This is a genomic window from Brevibacillus choshinensis (assembly GCF_001420695.1).
In the GTDB taxonomy this organism is placed as follows: Bacteria; Bacillota; Bacilli; order Brevibacillales; family Brevibacillaceae; genus Brevibacillus; species Brevibacillus choshinensis.
The window spans coordinates 1457731-1478723 of sequence record NZ_LJJB01000013.1 but is presented as its reverse complement, the minus strand read 5'-3'; the positions used below and the strand labels follow the sequence as shown (position 1 = coordinate 1478723).

22 protein-coding genes are annotated in these 20993 nt (G+C 42.8%); 16 read left to right on the top strand and 6 right to left on the bottom strand.

Annotated features, from left to right (window positions below; translation table 11 throughout):
- The first annotated feature begins 224 nt into the window (after positions 1-224).
- The 9 genes from AN963_RS27425 to AN963_RS27385 all read left to right on the top strand — a co-directional run bounded on the left by AN963_RS27425 (position 225) and on the right by AN963_RS27385 (position 8942).
- A complete protein-coding gene (locus AN963_RS27425) occupies positions 225-953 on the top strand; it encodes an NAD(P)-dependent oxidoreductase (protein WP_055747653.1) in 729 nt (242 codons plus the stop codon).
- A gap of 13 nt (positions 954-966) precedes the next feature.
- Positions 967-1428, top strand: a complete 462-nt coding sequence (locus AN963_RS27420) for a DUF2269 family protein (protein ID WP_055747652.1) — start codon at positions 967-969, stop codon at positions 1426-1428.
- Between the two features lie 65 nt (positions 1429-1493).
- Positions 1494-1790 carry a hypothetical protein gene (locus AN963_RS27415; RefSeq protein WP_055747651.1) on the top strand — a complete coding sequence of 99 codons (297 nt, stop codon included), beginning with the start codon at positions 1494-1496 and terminating at the stop codon, positions 1788-1790.
- Positions 1791-2104: 314 nt separating this feature from the next.
- Positions 2105-4480 carry a histidine kinase gene (locus AN963_RS27410; RefSeq protein WP_055747650.1) on the top strand — a complete coding sequence of 792 codons (2376 nt, stop codon included), beginning with the start codon at positions 2105-2107 and terminating at the stop codon, positions 4478-4480.
- 18 nt (positions 4481-4498) lie between these two features.
- On the top strand, positions 4499-5653 hold the full coding sequence (locus AN963_RS27405; RefSeq protein WP_055747649.1) for a response regulator: 1155 nt from the start codon (positions 4499-4501) through the stop codon (positions 5651-5653).
- Positions 5654-5804: 151 nt separating this feature from the next.
- Positions 5805-6602, top strand: coding sequence for a transporter substrate-binding domain-containing protein (locus AN963_RS27400; protein WP_055747648.1), 798 nt, complete (start codon positions 5805-5807; stop codon positions 6600-6602).
- A gap of 22 nt (positions 6603-6624) precedes the next feature.
- On the top strand, positions 6625-7284 hold the full coding sequence (locus tag AN963_RS27395; RefSeq protein WP_055747647.1) for an amino acid ABC transporter permease: 660 nt from the start codon (positions 6625-6627) through the stop codon (positions 7282-7284).
- Positions 7277-7999, top strand: a complete 723-nt coding sequence (locus tag AN963_RS27390; RefSeq protein WP_055747646.1) for an amino acid ABC transporter ATP-binding protein — start codon at positions 7277-7279, stop codon at positions 7997-7999. The genes AN963_RS27395 and AN963_RS27390 overlap by 8 nt, the downstream gene beginning before the upstream one ends.
- 46 nt (positions 8000-8045) lie before the next feature.
- The gene (locus AN963_RS27385; RefSeq protein ID WP_083497075.1) at positions 8046-8942 is read left to right on the top strand and encodes a 5'-nucleotidase, lipoprotein e(P4) family; all 897 of its coding nucleotides are present in this window, start codon (positions 8046-8048) and stop codon (positions 8940-8942) included.
- A gap of 68 nt (positions 8943-9010) precedes the next feature.
- On the opposite strand, the gene AN963_RS27380 is transcribed toward AN963_RS27385, so the two are convergent.
- On the bottom strand, positions 9011-9595 hold the full coding sequence (locus AN963_RS27380; RefSeq protein ID WP_055747645.1) for a TetR/AcrR family transcriptional regulator: 585 nt from the start codon (positions 9593-9595) through the stop codon (positions 9011-9013).
- 219 nt (positions 9596-9814) lie between these two features.
- Between AN963_RS27380 and AN963_RS27375 the strand changes: the two genes are divergently transcribed.
- Positions 9815-11503, top strand: coding sequence for an MFS transporter (locus AN963_RS27375; protein WP_055747644.1), 1689 nt, complete (start codon positions 9815-9817; stop codon positions 11501-11503).
- Positions 11504-11831: 328 nt separating this feature from the next.
- On the opposite strand, the gene AN963_RS27370 is transcribed toward AN963_RS27375, so the two are convergent.
- On the bottom strand, positions 11832-13034 hold the full coding sequence (locus tag AN963_RS27370) for an IS110 family RNA-guided transposase (protein ID WP_055744536.1): 1203 nt from the start codon (positions 13032-13034) through the stop codon (positions 11832-11834).
- 602 nt (positions 13035-13636) lie between these two features.
- On the opposite strand from AN963_RS27370, the gene AN963_RS27365 reads away from it, so the two are divergent.
- Together AN963_RS27365 and AN963_RS27360 are read left to right on the top strand one after the other, a co-directional pair.
- Complete coding sequence (locus AN963_RS27365; RefSeq protein ID WP_055747904.1) at positions 13637-14185, top strand: sigma-70 family RNA polymerase sigma factor; 549 nt, start codon at positions 13637-13639, stop codon at positions 14183-14185.
- A gap of 11 nt (positions 14186-14196) precedes the next feature.
- Entirely contained in the window at positions 14197-15306 is a 1110-nt protein-coding gene (locus AN963_RS27360) for a DUF4179 domain-containing protein (protein ID WP_055747643.1), read from the top strand.
- A 754-nt stretch (positions 15307-16060) separates the two neighbouring features.
- Here AN963_RS27360 and AN963_RS27350 read toward each other — a convergent pair.
- Both AN963_RS27350 and AN963_RS27345 read right to left on the bottom strand, forming a co-directional pair.
- On the bottom strand, positions 16061-16444 hold the full coding sequence (locus AN963_RS27350) for a hypothetical protein (protein WP_055747641.1): 384 nt from the start codon (positions 16442-16444) through the stop codon (positions 16061-16063).
- 737 nt (positions 16445-17181) lie between these two features.
- Entirely contained in the window at positions 17182-17385 is a 204-nt protein-coding gene (locus AN963_RS27345) for a hypothetical protein (RefSeq protein WP_055747640.1), read from the bottom strand.
- Between the two features lie 124 nt (positions 17386-17509).
- Here AN963_RS27345 and AN963_RS31280 point away from each other — a divergent pair, with 124 nt between their 5' ends.
- The 4 genes from AN963_RS31280 to AN963_RS27330 all read left to right on the top strand — a co-directional run bounded on the left by AN963_RS31280 (position 17510) and on the right by AN963_RS27330 (position 19568).
- Positions 17510-17761, top strand: coding sequence for a hypothetical protein (locus AN963_RS31280; RefSeq protein ID WP_055747639.1), 252 nt, complete (start codon positions 17510-17512; stop codon positions 17759-17761).
- The gene (locus AN963_RS27335) at positions 17721-17975 is read left to right on the top strand and encodes a dUTP diphosphatase (RefSeq protein ID WP_055747638.1); all 255 of its coding nucleotides are present in this window, start codon (positions 17721-17723) and stop codon (positions 17973-17975) included. The genes AN963_RS31280 and AN963_RS27335 overlap by 41 nt, the downstream gene beginning before the upstream one ends.
- A gap of 740 nt (positions 17976-18715) precedes the next feature.
- Positions 18716-18805 carry an SH3 domain-containing protein gene (locus AN963_RS30630; RefSeq protein ID WP_083497114.1) on the top strand — a complete coding sequence of 30 codons (90 nt, stop codon included), beginning with the start codon at positions 18716-18718 and terminating at the stop codon, positions 18803-18805.
- A gap of 127 nt (positions 18806-18932) precedes the next feature.
- Positions 18933-19568: a LysE family translocator gene (locus AN963_RS27330; protein WP_055747637.1), complete on the top strand. Its 636-nt coding sequence runs from the start codon at positions 18933-18935 to the stop codon at positions 19566-19568.
- A 287-nt stretch (positions 19569-19855) separates the two neighbouring features.
- Here AN963_RS27330 and AN963_RS27325 read toward each other — a convergent pair whose 3' ends face one another.
- Together AN963_RS27325 and AN963_RS27320 are read right to left on the bottom strand one after the other, a co-directional pair.
- Entirely contained in the window at positions 19856-20341 is a 486-nt protein-coding gene (locus AN963_RS27325) for a DinB family protein (protein ID WP_055747636.1), read from the bottom strand.
- Between the two features lie 312 nt (positions 20342-20653).
- The coding region (locus tag AN963_RS27320; protein ID WP_152985658.1) for a transposase at positions 20654-20993 on the bottom strand (340 nt) is incomplete at its 5' end.

Here is a 20993-nt window from a genome sequence, read left to right as displayed (position 1 = left end):
ATTTGTACACTAATTCAAGCACTCATAACAAAAGCTGCCACGGGATTTGACCTGGCAGCTTTTTCTCATTTACAGTCAGCATTCCTGTCCCTTTCTGCTTATGCTTACTTTTAAGTAAGTACCCTACATTAAAGTGGGTTCTTATCAAGATTTTGAAACGATGCTACGCTTGAGTCAATCCAAAAATGAAATATCGGGAGCATTTATAAAAGGAGGAAAAAATGATGAAAATTATTGTTTTCGGAGCAACGGGAAATACAGGGAGAAGAGCACTGGAGCAAGGGGGTAAAATGGGACATGAAATGACAGCATTCGTGCGAAACTCTGAGAAGTTTTATGAACAGCAAGGCGAGCGTTCCGCAAAACATGTGAAGGTGATCGTGGACGATATCATAAACCCAGTAAGCGTCGGCGAGGCGCTCTCGCATCAAGACGCCGCTATTATTGCTGCCGGCCATGCAGGTCAAGGAGATGAGTTCATTCGTCTCGTTGATAACATTATAAGCCAATGTGAAGTCCACCCTAGTTTTTCTGGGAGGGTATGGGTAATGGGAGGTGCCGGCCTGCTGGATATTCCATATACTGATCTCATTGGCAACAATCTGCCCGGCTTCCCACCCGCGTATAAAAATCACAACCGGAATTTTGAACGACTGCTGCAGTCTGAGCTCGATTGGTCAATTATGTGTCCGGGAACTATGATTGATTCGATAGAGCCTCCGGCGTCGGTTCATCTAAATGTGACAACGGAAACCTTACCCATATCAATTCCGAAGACGATTAAGGAATTTTCCGAGGCCGATATAGCCGGTTATTTGTTCAGCCGGCTTCAAGAGCTGGATGTTGCTTATGATGATGTCGTGAAATGCATGCTGGACCATATCGAGCTCGGAGGGCCTTTTAAGAGAAAAAGGGTCGGTCTCGCCTATCAAAGCGATATTCCGGTTCGCTAAGAGCAAGAAGGAGATGATCAGTTTGTTTGGATGGCTCCTCGTTTTGCATATATTGGCTTCTATCGCGGTAATCGGTCCCTCTTTCGTGGTACCCGTCATTCGAAGGTCCGCTAGCACCCCCGGCCAGTTGCGCTTTGCTTTTGATGTAACGAACAAGCTTGCCATCCTGCCTAAAATTGGCGGAGCCGTACTTATTATTACTGGGGTTTGGCTAATGATCATAACCCAGATAGGGTTGTCCCAAATGTGGCTAAATATATCGGTCCTTTTATCGCTGCTCATGGTCGCCACGATCGACGGATTGATCGGGCCGCGCATTAAAAAGATCATGCAGATTGCATCTATAAGTCAAGGCAAAGGGGATGAAGTACCCGCCGAGCTCGGTCGATTGATGAAAAAGATCGCACCAATCGAGACGGCGTCACAGCTGCTGATGATTGCCATAACCGTGCTTATGGTCCTTAAGCCATTCTAAAGAAGCCGTCAAGCCTTTTAACAATCGGCCCGTGATGCATGTTGTTCTGAACAAGGGGGTCGATTATGGAAGCAATACGTTCAGTCAAAGCGCTCATTATATGGGATAAAGATCCTAGTAAGTTTCCCTGTAATATTTGGTTGCAAGAACTAATCGTGAACTACGGAGATCTTGAGGATGAACAGTTTACCGGGGATACTTGGACCGTACCCGTTAGAATTATAAGTCAGATTGAAGGAACATGGCAAACATATGCGGATGTACGATTTTCAGTCGATGATGCGCCTTGGGGAGATCTTGTCAGTGGGTACACCTTTAGATTATGGGCTGGAAGAGAGATTGCCACGGTTAAGGTTCTATAGTTCGCACAAGCGGTTACGCTAACGGGTTCGTTAGTTCAATAAAAACAGCGGTTAGTCTAAGACTTTATTTTCAGGTCTTAGGTGGCCGCTGTTTCATTTAGTGGAGTCAGTCTAAAACATTATTTTCAACGAACAGTAGCCTTCATCCGGTTCGGCAAAAGCGTTGTTTTCGGAAAAATCTGGATGTCCTTCTTAATCTCTAGCGCATGTTCAAACCGGGTGGTACACTCGTTTTATTACGCACTTCCGGGAGAGGGCGAGGCGTAATCTTTGAAAAAACAAGGGATGGCGTTAGCGCATGAGGAGTTGTGAGAATGTATGGAAAAAGAGTGATCGTACTTTTGATTATGGTTTGGTTTCTTTCGTCGGGTTTCGCGGCCTCCCAAAATAGATATGATGAAATCTATGAAAAATATAGTGTCATTACAGACTCCTTTTCCAGAGAATCGATTCCATTCACAGAGGAAGAAATAGAGTACCTGAAAGAAATCAGAAAAAAAGAGTTGAAAGTTCCTCGTGATCTTGATTTCATGGGGGGATTCTATGAATTTAACGATAATGGCAAGGAATATGGGATCAATACATTCTTCTACTCCTGCCTGGAAAAAGTATTAGAGTTAAAGCTATCTTATGTTTCAGTAAGCAGTTCAGAGGATGTAATCCATAAAATATCGAATGGTTCTTTGGATTTGTCACCCATGATTCAAAGGCGTGCAATGAACGATCCTGATATTCTGTTTAGTTCACCCATTAGCATCAATATGAATTACATATTTTATTCGAATGACAAAAAAATAAATTATGACACACTTGGATACACACTTGCAGGGAAAAGAATCGTTATTCTATACATGTTGGAGGAAAACAGTCAACCGCTGAATCATGTAAGTGATATCAAATACTATCCATACAAAGATATTTCGGTTGCTTATGCTGCATTAACGGAAAATAAGATCGATTTTATTTACTCGAATACTCAGAATTACAGAAGTCTTATTAAACGTGGTCTCTTGGCGATTCCTGTCCCTAATCCTGGGAATGATGAAACCTATCGTACAATTACTAGCAGCTCAAACCCGCTATTACTATCTATCATAAACAAAGCTGCTTCCAGTCTATTAGGTCAACTCGTGACAGAATATGAGAAGGAAATACGAAAAGCATATATGTATCATCACTTCTTTATGACGGAGAAGGAAAAGGAATTGATACGTTCAATTGGAGAAATTCGAGTTATGGTGGATGACGACTTTTCTCCCCTATCCTTTTATGATAAAGAAAAAGGGAAATATGCAGGCGCTAGCGTCGAACTTTTTGAAAACATGGCAGACATGATCGGATTACAATATACCTTTATACGTGATGGAGAACTCAGTTGGTCTGATAAGGTTGATCGAGTGAAGAATAAGGATATAGACCTCCTGTTTCCACTAAGCATTACACGACCCAGACAAAAGTTTGGTCACTTTTCTAAACCTTATTATTCCACGAATTATTCTGTGATTGCGAAAGCTGATAACTATAAAAAGATCAATTACGCGCAAGAACTGCTTCATGAAAAAGTAGGCATCGTAAAGGGCACATCAATCACAGAATTTATTGAAACAATCATCCCTAAAGAACAAATCACATATTTTGATAGTGATAAAAAGATGTATCGCGGATTGAAAAATGGCGATGTTGACTATATATTCCAAAATGAACATGTGTTTTTGGAAGATTATTATGAAAATGAGCTGTTTGATTTGACTACTGTTTATCGAATTGTAGAGTCCCCTAAAGATTACTCCTATTTTTTTCGAAAATCGGATGAGATGGAATCCTTAATAAGCATTATGGATCGGGCCATGAATTATTTTGATGTCAATGAACTGGTAACGAAGTATACGGTTGGTGAGGTTGATCTTAGGAACAGGTATATTGCGCAAAAGAGAAATCGTAATCTGATCGCTTTCATTTTACTGATAGCATTGATAGTTTTATCGCTAGTGGTATTTGGTTTTGTTAGAACCAAAAAGTTCTCGAAAAAGCTTGAAAAAGAAGTAGCAATAAACGAAATGGCCTATTTGCAATCACAAATAAAACCTCACTTTTTATACAATGCTTTAAGTGCGATTATGGCCTTTTGCTATACGGATCCAGAAAAAGCAGGAGAATTATTAAACAGTCTCAGCAAATACCTAAGAATCGTATTTAATACGGATAACCGGGGGGAGCTGGTGACAGTGCAGCGGGAAATAGAACTGGTGCAATCCTATGTGGATATCGAGCAAGCCAGATATGGAAAACGACTCCAAACCATTTTTGAAATTGATGAAACCTGTTTACAGCATGAGATCATGCCATTGATGATACAGCCTTTAGTGGAAAATGCAATCCGGCACGGGGTTGTGAAAAAAGCGCAGGGTGGCACGGTAAGGCTTTCCGTCCAAACAAAAGGGGAATCTATTGAAGTCACTGTGAAAGACGATGGTGTCGGGATGTCAGAACAAAAAATCAAAGAAATTTTATCCCGAAAGAAGGCCGTTTTAGGGGTAGGTATCGCCAACATCAATCAAAGGCTGGGGCATTTTGCAGACAAGAAACTCACCATCGAAAGCAAAGAAGAACAAGGAACAATCGTCACCTTTTATTTACCGCTCACTGAATCACCTACTTCAATAACCAGAAGACGAACGCTGCCTTCATAGATCAAGGGGGATATGCCTATGCTGCGTGCTATAACCATAGATGACGAGTGGCCAAACCATATTCTTCTAAAGCGAGCCATTGAACAAAATGGTCAATTAGAAGTGGTTCAGCAGTTTACCCATCCTGAAATGGCTCTTGAAAAAATACATGAGTTAAATCCAGATGTTGCGTTTTTGGATATTGAAATGCCGGACATGAATGGATTGGAGTTGGCAGAAAAGATCCTGGCAATGTATGGGCAAATACAAATCATATTTGTCACAGCTTACAGTCAGTATGCCATAGAAGCTTTTAAAGTTAACGCCTTGGATTATATTTTGAAGCCGGTTGATGGACAGGAACTAAATCGAGTTGTTCGAAAAATAGTAAAGCGTACGAGCCAAAAAAGTCCTGAATCAGCCAAAGAGGCTCACGAGTTCATGCCTAAGGGAAAAATTCTTTGTCTGGGGGATTTTGAAGTCTACGGGAAAAACTCTACTCAAAAGGTACAATGGATGACAGCAAAGGTGGAGGAGCTTTTAGCCTACCTTATAATCCATCTAGGGAAACCCGTAGATAAGTGGGAGCTCTGTGATCTGCTTTGGCCCCACCTAGACCCTGAGAAGGCAATAACCAATCTCCATACGTCTATTTACCGGTTAAAGAAATCAATTTCCAATGAACAGGTGCCACTGCAGATAAAAAGCAGCAGTAATGGCTACTGGGTGGAATTAGAGGAATGTCTTATCGATTATCAGGAATTTGAAAGACTATCCTTGGATTTGTTAAGGAGTAATCAACAGTCAACTGGCGAAAAAACAATGACGATGTTTATGAAAGCTGAAAAATACTATCGTGGAGAGCTATTTGGAAATAAAGCCTATCTTTGGAGCGCTGCCCGCGGTGAAGGCATCAACCAGATGTATATTCGGCTAGTATATCGGATGGCAGAATATTTTCATAAGAATCAACTCATCGAACAAGAGTTGGAACACCTTAAAAAGGTATTGCTGTTATTTCCCTATGAGGAAAAGGCATGTATTTTGGTTATGGACATTTACGAAAAACTGAAAGACAAACCAGCACTCATGAGGATATACCAGCAGTATAGTCAATATCATTTGAAAGAAATGGGCTGTAAACCCTCTCTAAAAATTGAACAGCACTACGAGAAACTACTCAAAACCCTATAAAGTATGAAAAGCGATTTGAAAAGGAGCTGCATCCGATTCAAGTCGCTTTTTTATTTTCGATTATTTAATTTTCTTAATTATTCCTAATGTCAGAATCATGTCAGAATCACCACCTAAAATAGTATTCATGATCAGTATGGGGGTAGAGGAAATGAAAAAAAGAAGGTCATGGGTAACAAAAGCACTCATTGTGGGTTTGTTTGTCAGTAGTGTACTTGCCGGGTGCGCTGGGCAAAAGGAAAGCGGCCAAGCAGAAGCGTCCAAACAGAACAAAAAGCTGGTAATGGCGACCTCGGCAGATTATCCGCCATACGAGTTTCACGATACCTCGGGGGAAAAAGACGAAATTGTGGGGCTTGACGTCGACATTGCCAAGTACATCGCGAAGGAAATGGGAGTAGAGCTAGAAATCAAGGACATGGATTTTAACGGACTTTTGCCTGCCCTTCAGGCTAATCGTGCAGACTTTGTCATGGCTGGCATGACACCGACAGAGGAACGGAAAAAGAGTGTGGCTTTTACTGAAACCTACTATGAAGCGAAGAACACGATTGTTGCGAAAACGGGAAGCAATTTGACGAAGATGGAGGATCTGGCAGGCAAGAAGGTTGTTGTCCAGTTGGGTTCTACACAACAGAACGCTGTTGAAGAGGCGGCAAAAACAATCAAGGGTATTGAGGTAACTCAACTCAATAAGATTGGAGACTTGATTCAGGAATTAAAATCGGGTCGTGCGCAGGCAACGATTATTGAGGATACCGTTGCCAAGGGGTATGTGGTGTCGAACAAGGATCTGGAAATGAACGCAATGGCGGACAATGGAGAAAATGCGTACGCGGTCGCGCTGCCTATCGGTTCCGCCCATGTAGAAAAGTTCAATCAGGCAATCAAAAAGCTGAAGGAAAGCGGTGAGTTGGATAAGCTGACGAAAAAATGGTTTGACAAATAAGCTAGGAGGGGCGTAACAGACCGTGGACCTTGATTTTTCACTAATCAGCGACAAGCTGGATTATATTTTACTAGGGGTTATCGACACAGTTCAATTTACCTTGCTTTCCGCGCTTGTCGGATTTCTGGGAGGAGCTCTGCTTGCATTAATCAAAATCTCAGACAATAAACCGCTTAAGGGATTCGCTGTCTTCTACACATCGATTTTCAGAGGCACACCATTGATCTTACAATTGACGCTTATCTATTTCTCCATACCACAGTTGACGGGATATGATATTTCCCCGTTAGCGGCTGGGGTGATCGCCTTTGGATTAAACTCGGCTGCCTATACTTCGGAAACAATTCGCGCAGGAATTCTTGCTGTTGACAAAGGGCAGCGCGAAGCAGCCATCGCCTTGGGGATTCCCTACCGAAAAATGATGATCGACATCATTTTTCCGCAAGCGCTAAAAAACATTCTGCCCGCCTTGGTAAATGAAAGCATCAACTTACTAAAGGATTCTGCGTTGGTTTCCGTAATCGGGGTGACGGATGTGCTGCGACGTGCCAATATCGTAGCGGCCGAAACATTTGTTTATTTTGAACCATTGCTGCTAGCCGGTCTGCTCTATTATTTCATGGTAATCGGATTAACCGCCGTAGCCCGCCGCTTTGAGAGGAGGTTGAGACGCAGTGATTAAAATTGAGCAAGTATCCAAATCGTTTGGGAATCTTCACGTTCTGCATGAAATTTCAACGGAAATAAAAAAGGGAGAGGTTGTTGCCATCATCGGCCCATCAGGTTCGGGAAAATCAACGCTTTTGCGATGTATCAACCAACTCGAGACACCAACAAATGGCCAGATATTTATTGATGGAGCAGAGATCGCCAACACGAAAAAAAATGTTATGCAAGTCCGTCAGAAGATCGGGATGGTGTTTCAACATTTTCACCTGTTTCCCCACATGACGGTACTGGAGAATATCACGTATGCGCCGATTCAGGTAAAAGGCATCTCAAAAGAGGATGCTGTAAGAAAAGGGATGGAGCTGCTTTCACGGGTGGGATTGGCGGACAAGGCTGACACCTATCCGTCTCGATTATCAGGTGGTCAAAAGCAGCGTGTGGCGATCGCCCGCTCGTTGGCGATGGAGCCGGAAGTGATGCTTTTTGACGAGCCGACCTCTGCGCTTGATCCTGAAATGGTCAAAGAGGTATTGGAGGTCATGAAGTCGCTTGCCCATACTGGAATGACCATGGCCATTGTGACGCATGAAATGGGATTTGCGCGGGAAGTTGCAGATCGGATCTTGTTTCTGGATGGTGGTCGCCTGGCTGAGGATGCTCCACCCAATCAGTTTTTCACCACGCCCAAAAGCGAACGGGCTCAACTATTTTTGCAAAAAGTACTATGACTCCAATTATCGTATTTTCTGCTATAAAAAAGAGGAGGATTTAAGAATGAAAAGACACCTTACAATGATCCTGGCCAGTATTGTTGCACTTAGTACAATAGCAAGTTCTGCGTCAGCAGTATCCAATCAACCTTCCACACAGGTGCAGGGGGGAACGGTACAGCAAGATAAAGCAACAAATGTAAAAGGGCCCACAGGAGATGGGCTGAACAACATTCTGACGATGGCTGTTGCGTGGAAGCAGACCGCGGCAGAGTATAAGGCGCTATATCACCAAGCCTATAATATGGCCCGATTGCAAGTTGATCTTGCTCTTGCCTACCACAGACCAGGCGATAAACCGTTAGCGATTATCACGGATATTGATGACACGATTATTCTCCCAATCAACTATTGGGGATATCTTATCAACAATAATAAAGACTTCTTCGACGATGCCATCTGGGACAAGTGGATTCCGCAGTACAAAATGGTCGCCTCTCCGGGGGCGCTGGAGTTCTTTCAATACTGCAAGGAAAAAGGGGTGGAGGTTTTCTATGTCTCCAACCGTGACCAGGGACCAAACACCTACGAATACGCAATGACACAACTGAACAAACTCAATTTTCCCTATATCGACAATTCTCATCTGACAGTTAACAGAGAAACATCGAACAAGGAGATCCGCCAAAATGAGATTGCACAAAAATATAATGTGATTTCGTACCTTGGTGATAACCTGAACGATTTCCGTCGAGTTTATTACGTGAAGGACGTTGATGAACGTACCAAACTGATGGAACAGGATAAGGATCTCTATGGAAGCAAGTTTATACTCATGCCGAATCCGACTGACGGACATTGGATACGCGCCATCTTCGGAGACTCAGAACCTCCAGCTACCGATCAAAACCGGGCAATTTGGAAGAAGGCCGCTGCTCGTTCAGCTTGGGAACAAAAGTAAAAGAAGGGTTTGTTTTATTACATGACCGCGGGTGTATTCCTAGCGGTTTTTCTTTACGTCTAAGTGATTCACCATGTGCTCACGAAAGGAACCTGATCCTTAATCAGCAGCATGGCGGCATTGTAGAAATGATCAGCGTTATACATAGATTTTTTCATGTAGGCCATCATGATGGCGCCACTATGGAGGATTTCCAATTGTGAGGCCAGTGCTTCAGGGTCTCGGGCTCCTGCTTCCGTCGCCATTTGCTTGACGTGGCACCACAGGATGTGACGGCTCGCAACTGCCTTCGCATGGGCAGGATGCTCGATGTCGGGAAATTCCACTGCGGTATTCATATAGGGGCATCCTCGAAAATCGGGTTCCATCATGCGATCCGATATCGATTGAAAGAGAAAGCGTAATTGTTCGGTTGGTTGATTCGGAAAACGCTGTCGCGCTTCCTCGATCCGCTCCAAACTTCTGAGAAAACGCTGCTCCAAAAAAGCCACGATCAGATCGTCCTTCGTAGCAAAATTGCGGTAAAAGCTGGCTTTTGCCACTCCGGATTCCGCGATGATGCGATCGATGCCGACAGCGCGTATCCCTTCTTGATAAAACAATTCAGAAGCAACCTGCAAAATCCGTTCTTTGGCTGACTCCTTTTTATCCATATTGATGAATCGCTCCTTCATGAATGGTAGAAAACGCCTCAAATATTCCCAATCAATCCAAAAATCGGATTGACACGAGACAGATCTGTCTGTATCATTTGGTTATCAACGAGACAGACAGATCTGTCTACTTCTATTTTAGTCAAGTTGCTCTTCTTCTGTCAATGAACATTCCTACCTTTTGGATGCGAAAAACTTGGGCGAAAGGGTGTTTATTCGATGTCTACAGCGGCAAAATCTATTTCCTCGGATCAGCTGGTCACGAGGGCAGGTCTCAAAACGAGGGTAAATGTGATGCTGGCCGTCATGCTTCTCTCGGTCTTTATGACAGTGGCCAATATCTTTATCGTAAATGTAGCGACGCCATCGCTGCAGCGAGGTCTCCATTCCAGCTTTTCCGGTGTGCAATTTGTGATTACAGGCTATACCTTGGCCTACGCGGTCGCGCTCATTATCGGGGGGCGCCTGGGAGATCGGTTTGGCCGGAAAAGGATGCTGGCCTACGGAGTAGCGGGCTTTACGATCACGTCTTTATTGAGCGGATTTTCCTCAGGGGTGAATATGCTTATTCTGTTTCGCATTATGCAAGGACTTAGTGCCGCGATGATTGCCCCACAAGTGCTTGCCTTAATCCAGATCAATTACGTTCCTGAAAAACGGGGTGCCGTGTTCGGGTTATATGGGGCAGCACAGGGACTAGCGGCATCTACAGGGCAGATCATCGGAGGCTTGCTGTTGCATTGGAATCCGCTGGGGCTTGAATGGAGAACGGTATTTTTCTTTAGCGTGCCTTTCGGAATCATCATCTTGGGTATGCTCCCTTTTATCTCAGAATCCAAGAGTGCTGTGAAAGCAAAGCTGGATTGGATAGGTGCACTGAGTGTGGCGATAGGCTTACTCATGATGATATTTCCGCTCGTGCAGGGACAGAAGGAAGGGTGGCCGCTATGGCTTGATGGATGCTTGATCTTGTCGTTACCGGTGTTAGCCGTCTTCGTCTGGTATGAACGAAGGATAGCACGCAGTGGCGGCATTCCTTTTATGAACGTTGATTTGTTCAAACAGAAAGTGTTTACGGCAGGCATGCTCATCGTTTTTTTGCTGCTATGCTCACAGGCAGCCTTCTTTCTGGTAGCGGCTTATTTTCTCCAGATGGGAATCGGCTTTACCGCACTCCAGGCGGGATTGGTTATTTTGCCAATGGGCATGGGATATTTTTTGGCCTCGCTCTTCTCTTCCAAAGCGGTCGCCAAATACGGTGCGCATGTACTTACTTTTGGAGCGGTTCTGAGCATCATCGGCTTTTTGTCCCTCGCGCTCACTGTTCACGCGACAGGGGTTGCCTTTCAAAGATATGAATCGATTCCCGCCTTACTGATTCTGGGAATCGGACAAGGAGCGATTGCCGCTCCTCTGACCAATACGGTGCTTGCCAAAATCCGCAGCAGCGATATTGGCTCTGCTTCGGGTATCCTGACAACAGGCATGCAAGTTGCCTTTGCGTTGGGGATTGCCCTGATCGGTGTCATTTTTCTAAATACGATGAGATATCATGCGGACACGGTAAGTGGCGAGGTCTCGCAACAGCTTCGTCAACAACTATCCGCGATTTCACATGCAGACGCTCAAAACGAGATGGCGGTGCAGCAATTCCGCAGCTGTTATGCGGATTTCGTACGGACGAACGATCCCTCCGTATTGTCTGCAAGCTGCAAGATCAACTCTGAACGACCAGAGATCCAAAGCGTATTCAAGGCAAGTATCAAATCTGCTAACGCACAAAATTACACGGATGCTTTTCAGCTATGTCTATATGTGCTCGCTGTGATTAGCGCAGGTCTTTTGCTGCTGGTGCTGGCTTTGGCAAAAGGAAATCGGTCGACAGAACCGAATGGGGAAACAGGATGATAAACAGCTGTGCTTCCGTAGGGGGGCACAGCTTTTTTTCGAAACGCCCTTTTCCTTCACTCCACTAAAGCTCGATTATCGCATAGCAAATAGACACAGGGAGCATTCTAACATTTTTTATCGGTTATTTATTCCAAGGGCTTCTGCACTTGTTCACTGAAAATAATGTATTAGACTGACGATGCTTCATTAAGCTAAACCAGCTAATAGGATGTCAACATTTTTCATTAAACGTGTTTATGTTTAATTGTTATACTGAAATTGAGCATGGCAAATAACCATCCGTCGCAATGATGGAAGGATTTATCTCTATTGTTGCTTATTGGTATTAAGCAAGATCAAGGAAAGTTTCTTTACGCTTTAAGAGGGTAAAAATCCAGTGGATCAGTTTGTTCGCACAAGCAACGACCGTGACTTTAAATGGCTTTCCTTCATCGCGTTTTCTGTCATAAAACTCTTTTAGTTTCTTATTGCGTGAACTCCTGATACCGCATAGGACAGCCATATATAAGGCATGTCGCAGCCTGCTGGAACCTCTTTTCGTGATTCGATTAATTGTTGCAGTGAACTTGCCAGAAGAATGCACGCTGGGATCGATTCCGGCAAAGGCAACAAGTTTTTTAGGGTGATTAAACCGCTCTATCTCACCAATTTCAGAGATAATCGTTGCCGCGATTTTTTCTCCGATACCAGGGATAGATTGGATAATCTTATATTCTTCAATTTCTGATGCGAGAGCATCAATTCGGTGCTCTAAATTGGACAGATGCTCTTGATATTGAAGAATGATACGAATATACATCTCAAGACTAATCAAATGACTTTCGTACACAACTTTTTGAAATGGATTGCGGCTTGCTGCATCCATTATTTTTTTCGCCTTTTCTTTGGCCCAAGCGTTGGAACGACTGATACATATAGCTGCGATTCGTTCCGTCAATTCAGATTCCCTAGCTTTTAAGACCTCTTCCGAGGTAGGGAACTCTAGTAAAATGTGCAAGGATACCTTTGAAAACAAGTCCCCAAATACACTTCTGAACTCAGGGAATACTTGGTCTAAAATGGCATGGAACTGTAATTTTGCTTGCGTGCAAAGATCGGTTAGAGATTCGTGCTGTCTTGTAAGATTACGGAGGTTTAACAGCTGTAACCCTCTCTTCTTATGAGGTTGTAGTTCCTCCTTGTAATACAGCTCACATAAATGATAAGCATCGATTGCATCAGTTTTGACCTTGCGTAAGCTTGATTTTTTCGCTTGATAAGAGATGAGTGGGTTTATCACAATATATAAGTAGTTTTGTTCTTCTAGAAACTGAGTAATTGGAGTCTGATAATGTCCAGTTGACTCCAAAACAACCGGAGGTTGTTTACTAGTTATACTTTCTACATTCTTGAGAAAGTGAAGAAAAGTATCTAGTCCCTCGCGAGTATGCGAAATGCTAAAGCTTTTTCCGTATGGCTGACCCTTGTCTAAAAATGCTTGAACTTGACTTTCCCCTTTAGATACATCCAGACCAACGACTGGATTCATTGTATCGCTCCTTTTCCAAGATAATTTGCCGGTAACCCCTAGTCCTGCTTGTAGTATCATAGCTTCGCTTGTTATACGAGATCTAAGTCCCAACCAGCCTCAAACATGTTTCTACAAGTAGGGGGTGAACAGTTTAGCGGACGGGGTCAATGCCCCACGGGCAGGGACGTTCTACCCCGGCTACCGTAATCGTAGAACTATATAAAAAATGGTCAACCAGTAAAAACTGGCTGACCTCATAATACGAACGGGCAGATTAACGTAGTTATCTCATTTTAGAGGTGGAGATTAAGTTTGAATAGTTTCTCACGACATTAAATAGCACTTGGAAGATGCGATAAAAACTAAACTGTTCCCTACTCCCAATGAGGTTGCTATAAACCTAATCATTTCTCAAATAATATCTTGAAACATGCAAAGTGCAACCACTCCAATGATCTGGAGTGGTTTATTGTGTGTCGGGATACCAAGTGAAACCGTCTTAAAGAAGATACTTCATGATTTTTTTTAAAAAAAAAGGCGCAATTTGCGAGAGAAAATCGGATTTTATTCGTTGTCTATGGTGTAAAGGCCTTTACGAACATCTGGGAGGAATTATAGAAATGAGATGTGATGAACGGAATTACATCGAGCGATTAAAAAAGAAAAAAGAAGACGCCTTGGAGTATATCGTAGACAAATATTTGGGGCTGGTGAAAGGTACGGTTTGCAAAGTATTAGGCCCGACATACCAGTCCGGGGAGATTGAGGAATGCATAAACGATGTATTCCTGGCGGTATGGAACCATGCCAATCAATTCGAAGGAGACGGAGAGGATTTTAAAAAATGGCTCTACAAAATAACGAAATATCAAGCCATTGACTACTACCGGAAGATAGGGAAGCGCGACGAGGTCTCCTTGGAAGCCGAAAGTCTCGCACAGGGTTTATCGACGGAAGATCAGGTTGTGCTGCAGGAGAATAAGCGGGAGCTTGCGGCGTTCATCCATACATTGCAGCCGATTGATCAGAAAATATTCGCTATGAAATATTTTCTGGGCGTCAAATCAGACGATATCGCCAATCAGTTAGGGCTTACAAGGACGGCTGTGGACAATAGAGTTTTCCGCGGAAAGAAAAAGTTGGCCGAACAGGCGACAATGAACAGATAGGAGAGAGAGCCATGCGGGATATTTATCGGTTATTGAAAGAAGTAGAGGTTGATGAGATGGAAATGAGTGAAATCGAGGAAGCGACGAAGGTTACCATGCTAGAAAAAGCAAAAGTGAAAAAGCGATTGCTGAAGTCGGTTAGAAAGAAGAAGGGATGTGCCGGAACGAAAGTGATCGCGGCAGCGTTCGCTGGTCTTCTGGTCGGAGGCACTGCTTATCTGGGAATCAACAATCCAGCATACGCCGCAGGAATTCCGGTTATCGGTGATATTTTCCGCTTTTTGGATAACGGTAGGACAGGCGTGTATGATTTGTACCAGGTGAATTCCAATGAGGTGAATGTGAGCAAAGAGAGCAACGGGATTCAGATCACAGTAAAGGATGCCGTTTTCGATGGCAAAACCATTTCCTATACCTACGAAGTAAAGTCTCCTCAAGATCTCGGGGAATCGCCGTTAATCGGTGTAGGGCCTTCCTTGCGTATTCAAAACTATACCGGCGGACTGGCGGGAAGCGATCATGTGGAGAAAGTAGCGCCGAACACTTACGTCGGTCAAGCAAACTACAGTATTGCTGGGGACATGGAACAGGTAGAGTGCCAGCTGACGATCAACGACATCCTAAAGATCGAAAACAATCAGCATGAAAAGATCAACGGAAAATGGTCGTTTGCCTTTACGCTGCAAACTGTGGAAAGCGATGTAAAGCTTGTTCACAAACGTACTGAGAAAGACGGCTACGTTGTAACGATTGACAAAATAAAGCTAACCCCGATGTCATTCGTAACGGACTATACACAGCAAGTACCCGATGAATACCGGGAGCGTTTGCAGGATGTAAGTGCCCATCTGATTGTCAAAGATGATTTGGGCAATGTGTATGAGGGCGAGGATAATGGGGGACATGGCGATGCCTCTACGGGGATCATGAACTGGAGCATGACCTTCAGAAAGTTGGAGGAGAAAGCCTCGAAGCTTACGATTACGCCAATCATCTACATCTCGGAAAATAAAGGCGGGGTTTCTTTTGATGAGAACGGAAAAGAGAAAAAAGAAACGCCTGTGGGCACCAGGGAAAACAAAAAAGTGACCATGCCGGAGATTACGATAGAGATAAAGTAGAAAAAGAATGTCTGCCAGCAAGAAAGCCAGTTGACTCAATGAGTCAACCGGCTTTTTCCAATGGAATGCCTCAACCTTTTGATAGCTGAAAAAGCTGGTTTTTTAAAAGGCTCAGAAGGCTTCGTACAAATTGATGGCAAACTGGCGCAAAGTACTATTGCCGCCAGTTTGCTATTGAAAATAAAGTATCAGACTCGAAAAATATAGTGTTAGACTATGAAAATAATGTTTTGGACAGATTATTTGACTGACATTACGTCATTGAGCTAACGGGTTCGATAGCTTATCAAAAACATCAGAGGCTGCTGGAGATGATCCGGCAGCCTCGTTATGCTATTGGGCAGGATTATGGGGAAACGAACGTATTTAACACAAGCTCAATTTGATAAATGCTCATTTGAAAAATTGTAAGACCAATTTTGCGAACAACATTGATACACCTGCAAGAATACAAGCAATAACAAAAAATCCAAACCATCTAATTGGCTTCGACAGTTTTTTAGTATTAATAAGTCTAAAGGACATACCCGCAATCTTTTGATAGTGATAAATTACACTGTTGAATGGGTGAGTTGGTGGATCTTCATGGAAACGATCGAGGTTAGGATTCTCTTTCAACAAGCACACCTCCGTTATTATGTGTAAATATTACCATAAAATGGGGTGGTGGTATCCTCAATGTGTAAAAAGAAAACCCTGCAGCAGCGACCTTCTCCGCAGGGTAACCATTTCTGAAAGAATCCAACCGAATTATTTAGAAAGGTCTTCTAATAACTTTAATTCTCCGAGCTCCATTTCGGATAAGTCTTTGCGCTCGTTCACGGCTGATTCTTACAAGTACTGAAATATCGGTTGAGTTTTCAACGTCGAAGACTGAGAAAAACCGACCATTAGCGAACAGTACACCTTTAAATTCAACTTTCAATCCAGGACGAGATCGCGGTCGTGTGTTCTGAATAATAGTACGCATTACCCCTGCATTAATGAGCGCCCTCGCTTGTTGGGGCGTTGTACGAACGGCAAAAACGGGGTCAATCTCAACACCAGGCGCCTTTGCTTCTACTTCAACAATTAGAAAAAATCGGTCTCCGATCTGTGCAATGCTATTTGCTCCGATTGTAATAGGCTGTGTTGCCATGTTACGTCACCTCCTTGTACCAAAATATGCAGGAAGTGACGTAGTGGACAAGGGCATCACCACAATTTTTGATTTTTGGTTCTTTGACTAGAATACGTAAGCGGTCACAAGTCTAATTTTACTAAATAGTTAGGGAAGAAAACGGAGGCTATGTAAATATTGCAGCAAAGAAGCAGTTTTCCAGGTTGGGCAATGTGTTGAATGTCTAATCCCACCTATTGAGGAAGAAAGCGAGAAGGAATATTGTTCACTGAAATTACAGTCGTAGACTGACAATACGTCAGTAATCTAACGGGCAGGATGCTCCAAGTACCGAGATTGTTTGGCACCAGCATAAAGGATCATCTCCCCCACAATGAGGGCAAAGACCTCCCGTATATGTAATTCTATCTTTATCTGAATGAAGTACATGATAGTCGGTAATCCCTTCGTTGAATGGGATGTCATACTCTTTTACTTCCATGTCCGACCACTTTCCGCTCCAGGAACAGATACTGCACTTTAGACTCTCTTCCGAAAGATGCGGCGCATTCTGGATGACGATTATACATTCTTTACTGTAGGTATTACACGAAGGACAATTGTGTACCTTCATGATTCATCACCTCTCATCAACATCAAAATTAGCATAAAGCAAAGTGAAGAAAAAACAATCTGCTTGGCCGCATTAGAAACGATATCTTAACACAACGGTAATCGTGATAAGAAAAAAAAAGAGTGCAGCAGCATCCTTATTGCTAACTAGAGCGAATTGCCTTCAACGCATCAAAGAGTAATGTTAATGCACAGAGCAGAGCTCCTAAAAAACCAATCCATCTAATGGCAATAATTATGTAGTAAGCGTTGATTCCCAAATCATCCAGGAAACTAATATCAAAATTCCAGTTAACCAGAAAAACACCTGTAAGAAAACCTAGAACAATGCTTATCTTCTTCTCCATGCAGTCCTCCATCACTTTTTGAGTGTCTAGGTACAGCAAGCGCACAATAGTGAGACGATTTAGAAGTAAAAAGGTTTCATTTAATGGTTAAACAAACCACACGATTTGTTAAGAGGGAGAAGGCATGGCACAAGTCGAGCACGCACTCCTTGTTTTATGGGAGGAAAGAACAAGACTCGAAAAGCTTTTGGGACAACGAGACTTACCTCCGAAAGATGTCACGAGAATCGAGCATCAAATAAAAAGTATCAGATTTTCAGTTGAGATCCTTGAAGATTTCAAAGATAGCGAAGGAAGATTTAACACAACATTACGTTTGATAAGGGGGAATCAGGATGAATCTGAAAGCATTTTTCGAAAAGCAGAGGCAGCTTGATAAATACATTATCAAGAAGAAGGGGTTGGAGGGGCAGGACCTACTACAAAACAAGATTCTTGCCCTACAAGTGGAGCTCGGGGAATTGGCAAACGAATGGCGTGGTTTTAAGCATTGGTCTGATAACCAGGAACCTCGCACGGTAGCTGAACGTGGTTCGTGTGAAATGTGTGTTGTGTCCAATGTGCCAAGGCGAAGGAGAACAAATCTATAACCCACTCCTAGAGGAGTATGTTGACTGCCTTCACTTGAGAGTGAGTTGTTTTAATGTCCAAATTAAGATTTGGTATCGGTATTACAGCAGCTAGTTTAATGCTTGTCTTCACTTTGATAGGATTTTACTACGCGAATCAATCAACTACTCCACTAACGATATACCAATGGTTTGTGTATCTTCCACAATTTTTTGGAGCGTTGTCGTTCATCACTTTTTATATCGTAGTTAATAGGAGATCAAAAATTAAAAAGTAGCCTGATACCGAGAAACGGGAAGACGTCAGTTGCACACCTATGGAAGGGTGTGTCCTGGCGTCCTTTTTATTTTTCCTGAAAGGAGGACAAGCCATGGAAAAGATACGAGACCTATTAGAGTTCAAAAAAAGAAAGAGAATGAAACGATCAGCTTGCGGAGCACTTGGAATAGGTCAAACGTCACCACAAGCCGCCACCGAAGAAACCAGCTGAGGTGATGACGATCGATCATTTGAAGCGATAATTGGCGATACTGTTCCGAGGAAATAAAGTAATAGACTAGAAATTAAAGTTGTAGACTGGCGGCGACGTTAAACTAACTGGCAGGATAGTGTAATAAGACAGGGGCACATAAACAAGTCGATAAATAAAATGAAAAGACCTCAGAAAACGTGGGGAATAACAGAAATTTACCTTTCCACTACAGATTCATCGAAGATTCTGGCGGGATGATCGCCATCTTTTCATTCAGTACATCCAGTCATCCAGGTAATCACGGATCTGAACGGCTGGTGCCAAATCCAATTTGACGGAAAAGAAGGCTGGATCGAGGCTTCCCAGGCAACTTCATAAAAGCAAAAAGAACTTTCGTTGGTTTGCAAAGACTGGCGGAAGTTTTTTATTTGATTTGTATTGAACTTGCTCAAATAAAGAGCTATACTCAATTCTTTGTTAAATACGACCTGAAGAGGGTGAAGTCATGTATGGGATAGTCAATTTTGAAGTGTTTTTGCTCACTGGTATCCTTTTAAATCTCATTCCGGGGACAGACACGATGTACATTCTTTCCAGAAGCATCTCTCAGGGCAGACGCTCGGGAATCCTGTCGGTCTGCGGCATTCTCACGGGTTCGGTCATTCACACGTTACTGGCGGCATTTGGCTTATCCGTCATCTTGACGAAATCTGTGTTGCTTTTTCAGTTAGTCAAGATAGTTGGGATCATTTACTTGGTCTATTTAGGCATCAAGATGATCATGGCAAAAACTGCAGCGCTCGACCAGCTTGCTAGCGTATCCTCGGAACGAAAATATGGAAAAATCTATGTGCAAGGAATCTTGACCAGCTTGACTAATCCCAAGGTCGCTTTATTCTTCATTGCCTTCCTGCCACAGTTTGTAAGTACCTCTCACAGTGGAGCTTTGCCTTTTGTTATTTTGGGACTGACCTTTACGCTAACTGGTGGAGTCTGGTGCATGCTTTTGGCTATCTGTTCGTCCTTGGCAACAGATAAGCTCCGCAAAAACCCGAGAGTTTCCACCCTACTGAATAAACTGACTGGGATCATTTTCATCGGGATGGGACTCAATCTTATTCGCGCCAAAGCCACTCCATAAGAAAACCTCTATCGAGGCGTATTCAAGGAGGGGCGACCGCAATAATTTAGAGTCTGAGGACGTGTAGCTCCGGGCAAATCAGTGGGTAAAAAGGATGCAGATAATCTGTACCGTTAATTCTAAGCCAGATAAAGGCATAGATCTTTCAATTCCGCTAACGGGTATCGATAGCGTAATACAACGGGTGCTGCGGCGGCATCCGTTTTTGTCTGTTAAAGTAACGGGCAGTTTAGTGTAACACGACAAAATAGCTTTGGATGATGATGACCACAGCACCTTCATAAAAATTATAATTTTTTGACTTGCTCAATTTTTAATCCAAAAATTTGAGGTGGCTCAATTTTGTTCATTTGTAAATATGTAGAGATTTGTCCACGATGATGGATTTCATGTTCCGGAATTGCCATAAGTATTCTCCACTCACTAACTTCATGACCATGCATTGTTAAAACCCTTTTTGTCAACTTATCGTTGCCAACTTTTAATAGACCCTCTGTTAGTTTAATCTGACATGCCTCTAAATATTTTGAAATATCCTCAAGAGAGGCCCCTTTATCAGTATCATGTCCAGTGTAGGTCCACGAACCATGTTCAAATATACCAAGAAACATCAATCGAGATGATGCGATATGCCGCAATAAATCACCTGTAGAAAATTTATCTTCAGAGGGCTTCCAGTCTAAGAGTTCATTAGGTATTGCTTTAACATATTGCATCGTTCGTTTATGAACACCATCTAAATAATTTACATATTCCTTAATATCATGAATCATGTTATCGCTCTCCAATTTTTTTGATTTTATTACTTATATTCTTAATTATTTGGAAATAATCCTTTGAAATGTAGAACCAAATATAGAATGTAAAGGGTTACGTATTAAGCTATAGGGTATCAGATAACGGAACAAACACAAACGAGGCTACCGGTAATAATTCGACAGCCTTGTTAAGCTAAACCAGCTAATAGGATGTCAACATTTTTCATTAAACGTGTTTATGTTTAATTGTTATACTGAAATTGAGCATGGCAAATAACCATCCGTCGCAATGATGGAAGGATTTATCTCTATTGTTGCTTATTGGTATTAAGCAAGATCAAGGAAAGTTTCTTTACGCTTTAAGAGGGTAAAAATCCAGTGGATCAGTTTGTTCGCACAAGCAACGACCGTGACTTTAAATGGCTTTCCTTCATCGCGTTTTCTGTCATAAAACTCTTTTAGTTTCTTATTGCGTGAACTCCTGATACCGCATAGGACAGCCATATATAAGGCATGTCGCAGCCTGCTGGAACCTCTTTTCGTGATTCGATTAATTGTTGCAGTGAACTTGCCAGAAGAATGCACGCTGGGATCGATTCCGGCAAAGGCAACAAGTTTTTTAGGGTGATTAAACCGCTCTATCTCACCAATTTCAGAGATAATCGTT

Coding starts and splice junctions, on each gene's coding strand:
- AN963_RS27425 (WP_055747653.1), top strand. CDS start 225: ATGAAAATTATTGTTTTCGGAGCAACGGGAAATACAGGGAGAAGAGCA.
- AN963_RS27420 (WP_055747652.1), top strand. CDS start 967: ATGATCAGTTTGTTTGGATGGCTCCTCGTTTTGCATATATTGGCTTCT.
- AN963_RS27415 (WP_055747651.1), top strand. CDS start 1,494: ATGGAAGCAATACGTTCAGTCAAAGCGCTCATTATATGGGATAAAGAT.
- AN963_RS27410 (WP_055747650.1), top strand. CDS start 2,105: ATGTATGGAAAAAGAGTGATCGTACTTTTGATTATGGTTTGGTTTCTT.
- AN963_RS27405 (WP_055747649.1), top strand. CDS start 4,499: ATGCTGCGTGCTATAACCATAGATGACGAGTGGCCAAACCATATTCTT.
- AN963_RS27400 (WP_055747648.1), top strand. CDS start 5,805: ATGAAAAAAAGAAGGTCATGGGTAACAAAAGCACTCATTGTGGGTTTG.
- AN963_RS27385 (WP_083497075.1), top strand. CDS start 8,046: ATGAAAAGACACCTTACAATGATCCTGGCCAGTATTGTTGCACTTAGT.
- AN963_RS27380 (WP_055747645.1), bottom strand. CDS start 9,595: ATGGATAAAAAGGAGTCAGCCAAAGAACGGATTTTGCAGGTTGCTTCT.
- AN963_RS27375 (WP_055747644.1), top strand. CDS start 9,815: ATGTCTACAGCGGCAAAATCTATTTCCTCGGATCAGCTGGTCACGAGG.
- AN963_RS27370 (WP_055744536.1), bottom strand. CDS start 13,034: ATGAATCCAGTCGTTGGTCTGGATGTATCTAAAGGGGAAAGTCAAGTT.
- AN963_RS27365 (WP_055747904.1), top strand. CDS start 13,637: ATGAGATGTGATGAACGGAATTACATCGAGCGATTAAAAAAGAAAAAA.
- AN963_RS27360 (WP_055747643.1), top strand. CDS start 14,197: ATGCGGGATATTTATCGGTTATTGAAAGAAGTAGAGGTTGATGAGATG.
- AN963_RS27350 (WP_055747641.1), bottom strand. CDS start 16,444: ATGGCAACACAGCCTATTACAATCGGAGCAAATAGCATTGCACAGATC.
- AN963_RS27345 (WP_055747640.1), bottom strand. CDS start 17,385: ATGGAGAAGAAGATAAGCATTGTTCTAGGTTTTCTTACAGGTGTTTTT.
- AN963_RS31280 (WP_055747639.1), top strand. CDS start 17,510: ATGGCACAAGTCGAGCACGCACTCCTTGTTTTATGGGAGGAAAGAACA.
- AN963_RS27335 (WP_055747638.1), top strand. CDS start 17,721: ATGAATCTGAAAGCATTTTTCGAAAAGCAGAGGCAGCTTGATAAATAC.
- AN963_RS27330 (WP_055747637.1), top strand. CDS start 18,933: ATGTATGGGATAGTCAATTTTGAAGTGTTTTTGCTCACTGGTATCCTT.
- AN963_RS27325 (WP_055747636.1), bottom strand. CDS start 20,341: ATGATTCATGATATTAAGGAATATGTAAATTATTTAGATGGTGTTCAT.